Source organism: Sinorhizobium americanum, assembly GCF_001651855.1.
GTDB lineage: Bacteria > Pseudomonadota > Alphaproteobacteria > Rhizobiales > Rhizobiaceae > Sinorhizobium > Sinorhizobium americanum.
Genome location: NZ_LNQC01000040.1, coordinates 111,417 through 120,495, shown reverse-complemented (window position 1 = coordinate 120,495; position 9,079 = coordinate 111,417). Strand labels below are relative to the sequence as shown.

The 9,079-nt window shown below is 61.7% G+C and carries 9 protein-coding genes; all 9 read right to left on the bottom strand.

Annotated elements, in window-relative coordinates; genetic code table 11:
- Window positions 1–192: 192 nt before the first annotated feature.
- The 9 genes from ATC00_RS04685 to ATC00_RS04645 all read right to left on the bottom strand — a co-directional run bounded on the left by ATC00_RS04685 (window position 193) and on the right by ATC00_RS04645 (window position 8,943).
- A complete protein-coding gene (locus tag ATC00_RS04685) occupies window positions 193–678 on the bottom strand; it encodes a F0F1 ATP synthase subunit B (protein WP_037379150.1) in 486 nt (161 codons plus the stop codon).
- A gap of 13 nt (window positions 679–691) precedes the next feature.
- Window positions 692–1,309 (bottom strand): F0F1 ATP synthase subunit B, encoded by a 618-nt coding sequence (locus tag ATC00_RS04680; RefSeq protein ID WP_064252121.1) that lies wholly within the window; start codon window positions 1,307–1,309, stop codon window positions 692–694.
- 75 nt (window positions 1,310–1,384) lie between these two features.
- Window positions 1,385–1,612, bottom strand: a complete 228-nt coding sequence (locus tag ATC00_RS04675) for a F0F1 ATP synthase subunit C (RefSeq protein ID WP_026612986.1) — start codon at window positions 1,610–1,612, stop codon at window positions 1,385–1,387.
- An 84-nt stretch (window positions 1,613–1,696) separates the two neighbouring features.
- The gene (locus ATC00_RS04670; protein ID WP_064252120.1) at window positions 1,697–2,449 is read right to left on the bottom strand and encodes a F0F1 ATP synthase subunit A; all 753 of its coding nucleotides are present in this window, start codon (window positions 2,447–2,449) and stop codon (window positions 1,697–1,699) included.
- 59 nt (window positions 2,450–2,508) lie between these two features.
- On the bottom strand, window positions 2,509–2,868 hold the full coding sequence (locus ATC00_RS04665; RefSeq protein ID WP_037379142.1) for an AtpZ/AtpI family protein: 360 nt from the start codon (window positions 2,866–2,868) through the stop codon (window positions 2,509–2,511).
- A gap of 287 nt (window positions 2,869–3,155) precedes the next feature.
- A complete protein-coding gene (locus ATC00_RS04660) occupies window positions 3,156–4,337 on the bottom strand; it encodes a cell wall hydrolase (protein ID WP_082912016.1) in 1,182 nt (393 codons plus the stop codon).
- Between the two features lie 196 nt (window positions 4,338–4,533).
- Window positions 4,534–6,435 (bottom strand): potassium transporter Kup, encoded by a 1,902-nt coding sequence (locus ATC00_RS04655; protein WP_064252119.1) that lies wholly within the window; start codon window positions 6,433–6,435, stop codon window positions 4,534–4,536.
- A gap of 17 nt (window positions 6,436–6,452) precedes the next feature.
- Window positions 6,453–7,430, bottom strand: coding sequence for a magnesium transporter CorA family protein (locus tag ATC00_RS04650; protein WP_037379139.1), 978 nt, complete (start codon window positions 7,428–7,430; stop codon window positions 6,453–6,455).
- Window positions 7,431–7,791: 361 nt separating this feature from the next.
- Window positions 7,792–8,943: an Mrp/NBP35 family ATP-binding protein gene (locus ATC00_RS04645; protein ID WP_037379138.1), complete on the bottom strand. Its 1,152-nt coding sequence runs from the start codon at window positions 8,941–8,943 to the stop codon at window positions 7,792–7,794.
- Window positions 8,944–9,079 lie beyond the last annotated feature (136 nt).

The following is a 9,079-nucleotide window of genomic DNA, read 5'->3' as shown; positions in this document are numbered from 1 at the left end:
TGAGATGCCCCTCCATCCGACCCGATCATGAAGCGGTTGCGCGCCGACTTCGCAGAGAAGCCAGACTCCTGACGGGCACCCGACGCCGCGCCTTGTAGGCGCGGAGAGGATGTCCTTTGCTTGACAGACCCAGCCCAAAAAGAGAAGCCCCGCCGAAGCAGGGCTCTCAAAATCGCGAAGAGTAGCTGAAGCTTAGTTCAGACGTCCCTTGACCTCGCCGAGCGCCTTCTGGAAGAGGGCGTCCTGAGCGCTGGCGTCCGTCTTCGTCGCAAGCACTTTCTCGGCCGCGCTGATCGCGAGATCGACGGCTGCCGCGCGAACCGCGTTGATTGCGTCGCTTTCGGCCTGCTTGATCTTCTGTTCGGAAAGGGCCGTACGGCGGGTGACGTAGTCCTCGGTCTTCTGCCTGGCTTCCGCCGTCAGCATCTCGGCCTCGCGCTGGGCGGCAGCGACGATGCTGGCGGCTTCCGCCTCGGCATCCTTGCGCTTGCGCTGGTATTCGGCAACCAGGCTCTGGGCCTCCTCGCGCAGGCGCTTGGCTTCCGCCAGTTCGTTGCCGATCTTGTCGGCACGGGCATCGAGCGCTTCGGCGATCTTGCCCGGAACCTTGAGATAGGCGATGAGAGCGAAGAAGAGGATCAGGCCGACGAGGGCGTAGAAAGTCGCATCAAGTGCCATTGTTCTCTGCCCCTCAGTTGTCGGCCGACGCCTTGACCGCCGCAGCGATCTCGGTCTTCGTGACGTTGCCGCCAATCAATTGTTTGACGACGGCCGTGGCCGTCTCCTCGGCGATAGCACCGACATCGGCAAGCGCCTTGGACTTGATCTCGGCGATGCGCGCTTCGGCAGCGGTGATCTTCTTTGCAAGCTCGGCCTCGACGGCGGCGCGGTCCGCATTGGCCTTGCTCTTGGCCTCTTCGCGGGCCGTGTCGGCAATCGAGTGACCCTTAGCCTTGGCATTCGCCAATTCCTGCTCGTACGAAGCGATCGCGGCATCGGCCTCGCCCTTCAGGCGGGTGGCTTCGTCGAGATCCTGGGCAATGCGGTCATGGCGCTTTTCGAGAATCCCGCCGATGCGCGGAATGATGACCTTCGACATCAGGAGATAGAAAAGCCCGAAGGTGATCGCCAGCCAGAGCAGCTGCGAAGCGAAATGGTTTGAATCGAAGGGCGGGAACACGCCGGAACCATGCTCGCCTTCGTGGGCCACACCCGTTTCGGTGTGCACCTCACCGGCCGCAGGGGCATCGTGTGCTTCGGCGCCTTCAGTGGTGGTTGACTGCTGGGCATAGGCCGCGGTCACAAACATGCTCACCTCCAAGGTGCACTTAAAGATATGCGCGGCCGCGAACCCGAGGGATCGCGGCCGGAACTTCGGCCGTTATTAGACGGCGAAGAGGAGGAGCAGGGCTACGAGCAGCGAGAAGATGCCCAGAGCTTCCGTAACGGCGAAGCCGAATACGAGGCGGCCGAACTGGCCGTCAGCAGCCGACGGATTGCGCAGAGCGCCGGCCAGATAGTTGCCGAAGATGTTGCCGAGGCCGAGAGCCGTGCCGGCCATACCAAGGCATGCAAGACCTGCACCCAAGAACTTTGCTGCTTCCGCGTCCATGATTGACTCCTTCGAATGGTGTTGCGGCTTAGGATTTGCGCCCCCGGCGGCTGAAGCCGACCGGAAGCGAGCGACTGTTATTCCTTAGTGGCTTCCCGGGTGGACAGCGTCGTTGAGGTACATGCAGGTCAGTACCGCAAAGACATAGGCCTGGAGGAAGGCGACGAGGAACTCAAGACCGGTGAGAGCGACGGTCATGATGAGCGGCAGGATCGCGCCACCAACACCGAGCGCACCAAAGGCGCTGAGCGAGGCGACGAAACCTGCGAAGACCTTCAGCGTGATATGGCCGGCCAGCATGTTGGCGAAGAGACGGACCGAGAGGCTGATGGGACGGGAAAGGAACGAGATGACTTCGATCGACACCACCAGCGGCAGCAGCGCGCCCGGCACGCCATGCGGCACGAAAAGCTTCAGGAAGCCAAGGCCGTGCTTGTAGAAGCCGTAGAGGAGGACCGTGCCGATCACGAAGACGGCGAGAGCGAAGGTCACGATGATCTGGCTGGTGACGGTGAAGAAATACGGGAACATGCCGAGCAGGTTCGCCGTCAGAATGAACATGAACAGCGAGAAGACCATCGGGAAGAACTTCATCCCATGGCTGCCCGCCCCTTCGCGAAGCATCGAGGCGATGAACTCGTAGGACAGTTCAGAGACCGACTGCATGCGCGTCGGGATGACTCCGCGCTGAGAAGTCGTCAGGTAGAGAAAGCCCGCGGCAGCACCGACGGTCGCCACCATGAACAGCGACGCATTGGTGAAGGAAAAGTCAATTCCGCCAATCTCGATCGGGACAATCTTGTTGATCAGGAACTGGTGGGTCGGATCGTTTGACACCGCGCTTCTCTTTCGTTCTGCCCGCCCGCAAGCGGAAACCGTGTTTTCCGGACGGCGCCTCAGGCGCCGTCACCGTCCTTCTTGCTATTCCCAGAACCACCTCCGCGCTGGTCGGGTGTCGCCACCAGACCGGCAGAACGCAGCACATTCAAAACACCGGCACAGAAACCGAGAAGCAGGAGGACGATCATGCCCCACGGCCCTGTACCCGCAAAATGGTCCAAAAGATAGCCCAGGAACGCCCCGACCACGATGCCGGCGATGAACTCGCTCGAGAGCTTCATCGCTGCTGCGTAGCCCTTGCGGCTCTCCGCGCTTCGAACCTCCGCCTCATCCGAAACATCCACGCGCTTCGACGCGATGTCCTCGCCAAGGCGCTTCAGCCGCGCTTCCAGACTTTCTTCCGGCTTCTCCGTCACATGGCTCCCCTTTGCAGCCCCACGCGGTCGAACGCGATCTCGGTCATACAAACGGCCGGTGCTCAAGCCACGGTTCGGCCCCATTTGAAGTCGCGCGCAACATAGTTTTAGGCACCCGCATAGTCAAGGCATGCGGGGGTATTGAGCGTGGACAATATTCACGTTTAATTTCAAATACTTAATGGAATTTTGCGACACCTGCGACAATGCTGCACCGGAAATCGTCCTGGCTTGTCGGAGCTTGTGTTCGCGATGCAGGCGGGAGTTGTGCGGAATCCTGCCGCCGATCAACTCCAGCCGCCGCCATAGGTTCGATAAAAGATGTGCAGGCCGATCTGCCCGACTCGCTTCATGGTCTTCGCCCAGGCGGGCTTCACATAGGTGGCATGGTAGTGCGTCGCAGAGCCGACTTCCGGGAGCCAGATCTTTCCGGCGGTGACCGCCATCGCAACCTCCTTCGCGGTCTTCCAATGCGAACGCGAATAGATGAGGTCACGGATCATGTCGCAGGCAAAGGAGAACTGGCAGCGATTGCGCCAGGCCTTGTTCTGATAAACGACGCCGCAAATCGTCTTCGGGTAGGTCGGATTGCGCACCCGGTTGAGAATCACCTGGGCAACCGCCGCCTGGCCCTTCACCGATTCGCTGCGTGCCTCGAAATAGATGCCTTCGGCAAGGCAGGTCTGCTCCTCCTTGCTGAACACCGTCGCCGGCAACGCCGTCGCTGCCCAGGCATGATCGTCGGGGGAGATGTCCGGAATGAAACGTCCGCCGTTCTTGTCTTCGCGAAGGATCGAATCGAAAGGGGATTCGCGCGCATAGTCCGGCTCCGGCCGGACGTAGGCAGTGGCGAGGACGTCGGCGTCGCGGTTGGTCACGAGTTTGGCAAGCATGGGCGAAACGCCCGGGTCCGGCCGCGGCGGCTTCCTGCGGTAGAAGGCAGTGGCGATCTCGATCTCCTTGCCTTTGATATTCGGCTTGGCGAAAGCCATCTTCTCCGCCCCGTCGAAATCGGGCTCCATCAGGAAGCTCGTGCGCTTGAGGATCGAGCCGGCGCTGAAGTCCTTTGGCGGCGTTACCGGCGTGACAGCGACGATGCGGCCCTTCTTCAGCTTGCGGGTGACGCGGTCCTCATCGGGAGTTCCCCCTTGATGCTTCGATTCGGCCGTCAGGGCGACGCGTCTGCCATCGGAAAGCGTCATGCCGGCGCCGCCGTCGAGCCCTCCGGTCGTGATCGGATCGGCAAACACCATGTCGACGTCGTGAACCGATCCGGCCGGCGACCGGGTGAGATACATGCGCCAACGCTCCCCGCCTCGGTTGATGCCGGAGAGAAATGTGGCGAGATCGGAATAGGCAGCGACCGACGGAAAGCCGAGGAAAATGGCGAGGCCGATGATGGCCGGGGCGCGCCAGGCCGAGAAGGACAGGCGAAACTTGCGACGCGACTGCTTACTCCTACGCATCATACCGCTCCACACAACTCTTACTCGCGCACGCGTTCTCGCAAGCCGGCTCTGGTTTGGGCCGGCCTGAAGATGCCATGCAGGGACGCTAAGATCTTGAAGCGTCCGGACGGTTGTCCGGGGTCGCTTCGTTCGAGCCTCGAAAATGAAGCATTAACCTTGATGTTTGGTTAATGTCGGCGCGTCGAACGAAGGCTCGTCAGATGATCACGTGCGAGCCAAGTTCGACGACGCGGTTGGTCGGCAGGCGGAAATAGTCGGAAGGATCGATTGCGGCGTTTGCGAGCGCGATGAAGAGGCGATCCTGCCAGTGCGGCATGCCGGACTGAGCGTCGGGCACGAGCTTGCGGCGGCCGAGATAGAATGAGGTCGACATGATGTCGAACTTCAGGCCGGACTTGCGAAACAGGCCGAGCGCCTGGGAAACGTTCTGCGTTTCCATGTAGCCGAATCTCATCTCGAGCTGGGTGAAGCGTTCCGACAGCGGCAGGACGCTGACGCGCTCTTCCTTGGGCACCTTCGGAGTGTTGGCGGTGCGGATCGTCAGGATGAAGTTCTGCTGGTGTAGGACGTGATTATGCTTGATGTTGTGCAGGAGGGCGGCGGGCGTCGCATCCGGGTCGCTCGTCAGGAAGATCGCCGTGCCCGGAACGGCGACCGGCCCGTGTTCGCTCTTGCGTTCGATCGATTTGATGAAGCTCGCCAGCGGAATGTCGATATGGCGGGTCTTGTTGTGGAGGATCTCCGTGCCGCGCTTCCAGGTCCACATGACGATGATGAAGGTCGCCGCGATCAGGATCGGCACATAGCCGCCGTCATGGATCTTCAGCATGTTCGCGCCGAGGAAGACGAGTTCCAGCGTGAGGAGCGGCAGCAAAGCGGCGGCGGCCCACCAGCCAGACCAATTCCAGCGCGCACGCAGGAACTCGAAGGCGAGCATCGTCGTCACGACCATGGCGCCGGTAACGGAAATCCCGTAGGCGGTCGCAAGCGACTCCGAGGAGCCGAAGACGAATACGAGTGCCATGACGCCGAACATCAGCAGCGTGTTGACGTTGGGCAAATAGATCTGGCCGGTATGGGTTTCGGACGTATGGAAAATCGCCATGCGCGGCAGGAAACCGAGATGGATCGCCTGCCGCGTCAGCGAGAAGGCGCCGGTGATCACCGCCTGGCTGGCGATGATGGTCGCCGCCGTCGCAAGAACGACGACGGGAAGCAGCGCCCATTTCGGGAACATCAGGAAGAACGGGTCGGACATGGCATCCGGATGCTCGAGCACGAAGGCGCCCTGGCCGAGATAGTTCAGGGTCAATGCCGGAAAAACAATGGTGAACCACGCCCATTGGATCGGCCGACGGCCGAAATGGCCGAGATCGGCGTATAGCGCTTCCGCTCCCGTCACCGTCAGGAACACGGCGCCCAGCACAATGACGCCGATATAGCCTTCGTTGAGCAAGAACGTTACAGCATAGAATGGATTGAAGGCCGCAAAGATCGACAGATCGTCGGCAATGTGCACGAGGCCGATCCCGCCCATGACAAGGAACCAGACGAGCGTGATCGGCCCGAAGAAATTCGAGACGGCCGCTGTGCCCTTCGACTGTACGGCGAAAAGAAGCAGCAGAATGACCACGGCAATGGGAACGACATAGTCCGAAAGCGCCGGCGTCACCAGTTTCAGGCCCTCGACGGCGGAGAGAACCGAGAGCGCCGGCGTGATCATCGCGTCGCCGATGAAGAGCGCCGCTCCCGCGACACCCATGAAGAACAAAAGCGGCGCGTGGCCATTGGCCGTCTTCATTAAAAGGGCGAGCAGCGAGAGGGTGCCGCCCTCACCCTGGTTGTCGGCCCGCAGCAGGAAGAGCACATATTTGATCGTCACAATGATCGTCAGCGACCAGATCATCATCGAGATCAGGCCGATGATCTCCGCATCCGTGACGCCGTCATGGGCGACCGGGCGCAGCGCTTCGCGGAAGGCATAGAGCGGGCTCGTGCCGATGTCGCCATAGACGACGCCGATGGAGCCAAGCCCAAGCGCGAGCAGGCGGCGCATGTTCTCGGATCCGTGTACGGCAGGGGCAGACGACTGAGACATGGTGTCCAACAGGCTCCTTAGAGCCAGCCTTTCCAGCGAAAGAAGAAAAACGGGATCACGGCCGAGAGCACCATGGCCGCGAGCGCCCAGGGATAGCCGAACTGCCATTCGAGTTCAGGCATCACGCGAAAGTTCATGCCATAGACCGAAGCAACCAGCGTCGGGGGCAGGAGGACGACCGAAGCGATCGAGAAGATCTTGATGATGGCATTCTGCTCTACATTGATGAGACCGAGCGACGCATCGAGCAGAAAGGTAATGTTTCCCGAGATGAAGGCCGCGTGTTCGGAAAGCGACTGAATATCCCTGGAGATCGAGCGGCAAAGCTCGCGGCTGTCCTTGTCCTCCTGCACTTCCGGCACGGTGTAGAGGAAGGTGAGCAGCCGCGACAGGGAAGCGAGGCTATCGCGCGTCTTCGCAACCAGCCTGTGGTGGCCCGCAACATCGCGCAGGCGAGCTTCGAGAAATTGCGGCGGCCGGCGCCGGCCCGCAGCCCTGTCGCCGAACACCTCGATCGACAGGTCATCGATCTTGACGACGGCCTGCTCGAGAATTTCCGACGTCCGGTCGGTGATCGTTTCCAGCAGCCGGGTCAGCAGCACCACGCCGTTGCGGCAGCCGTTGGGAATCCGATGCAAGCCCGCCTTGAAGAGGCCGAAGGCGCGCGGCTCGGCATAGCGGATCGTCACCAGTCTGCCTCCGGAAAGGACGAAGCCGACATCCGTCAAGCCGGGAATCTGGGTTTCGCTGCGATAGACCAGCGAGGCTGTCATGAAGACGGCGCCCCCTTCGACATAAAGGCGGCTCGACGGCTCTATGCCTTTGAGGTCGTCGCGCGTCGGAATGGAAATTCCGAGCAGCCCCTCCATCATATGTTCTTCGGCCCTGGTGGGTTCGACGAGGTCGATCCAGACGATCTCCGGGCGCAGGGCGGCTGGGGGTTCGGCCGTCGTAAGGGCGACGGCTTCGCCATTGACGCAATAGCCTGAGATCATGCAGCCGCCTTTTGAGTGGGACCGACAGAGACGAGGAATGAGGAATGGAAACGATCAGCCGCCACGGGATTTCCACAATGCCGATTCATCTGATGCAGACTTCCGCCCCCACGACATCTCCCCTTGGTTGTCGTCCGGGCCGAAATCTCCGGCGAGGGACGGTGAGCGCCTGCCTCTTGCGCGAGCGGCAAGCCATATGGCGCAACGCTCGGGTAAAATCAATGCTTTTTGCTGCATACCGACCTCGGCGGCACGTCACGTCTCGTTTCGAAAGGTGCCGGACCCTACTTTATATTTTCCGTAAGCGGTATGCTCCCGCGAAGGAAAATCACGGGGCTGGCTCGAAGTTGCCGCATCGAGGCTATTCGAAGACGATGTTCGGCATTGCGCGGCTTTGATTCGCCTGCCCGGCCGAGAGCTGTTCCCAGACCCGCTCGGCGATGCTGCGATAAATCCGCGCCGCCTCGCCACCAGGATCGGACACCACCAAGGGTGTGCCTGCATCCGAAGTTTCCCGGATTTCCATGGTGAGCGGGACTTCGCCGAGGAAGGGCACGCCGATGCGCTCGGCCTCCTTGCGGGCGCCGCCATGGCCGAAAATGTCGTAGCGCTTTCCGGTGTCGGGAGCGACGAAATAGCTCATGTTCTCGACGATTCCGAGCACCGGCACCTCGACCTTGCGGAACATGGTGATCCCCTTGCGCGCATCGGCGAGCGCCAGATCCTGAGGCGTCGAGACGATGACCGCGCCGGCGAGCGGCACTTGTTGGGCCATCGTCAACTGCGCATCGCCGGTGCCGGGCGGCATATCGACGACGAGCACGTCGAGTTCGCCCCAGGCCACCTCACGCAGCATCTGCAGGAGAGCGGATTGGATCATCGGTCCGCGCCAGATCATCGCGACCTCCTCGTCGACGAGGAATCCCATCGACATCACCGGCAGTCCGTAATTCTCCATCGGCCGAATGAGCCGCCCCTCGATCTGCTGCGGCCGGCCGGAAATCTTCAGCAGGCGCGGCATCGACGGACCATAGATATCGGCGTCGAGCAGCCCGACTTTGAAACCGTTCGCCTTAAGCGCCAGGGCCAGATTTACCGAGGTCGTAGACTTGCCAACGCCGCCTTTGCCGGAGGCAACCGCAATGATGGCGCCGACGCCCGGAATACCTGCCTTCGCCGGCGGGCCGCCGTGCGGCCGCGGAGCATGCGCGTGCCCGGAGGGCGGTGCCGGCCGCTGTACCGGGGCGGCCTGAGCCGCCGCCTTGCGGTCGGCAGTCAGCGCGACCATGGCTGCCTTCACGCCCGGCATCTCCCGGACGACCCGTTCTGCAGCGGCGCGCATCGGCTCGAGCTCCTTCGCTCGGTCCGCCGGCACGGTGATCGAAAAATAGGCCTTGCCGTCGGAGATGAACACATCGGAGACCAGACCCAGGTCGACGATGTTGCCCTCCATGTCCGGGCCGCGCACGCTCCGCAGCCTTTCAAGCACCATTTCCCTGGTTACGTCCGGCATCTCGCCCTCTTCTCTCTGCCGCGTCGGCCATTCCCCGCCTCTTGGACGGGACACTGCTGCCAACGCTTTGAATGCGATTTCCCTCAAATCGAGTCCGATCCGAGGATCCTGTGCAGTAGATAATCGAGCCTGGGCA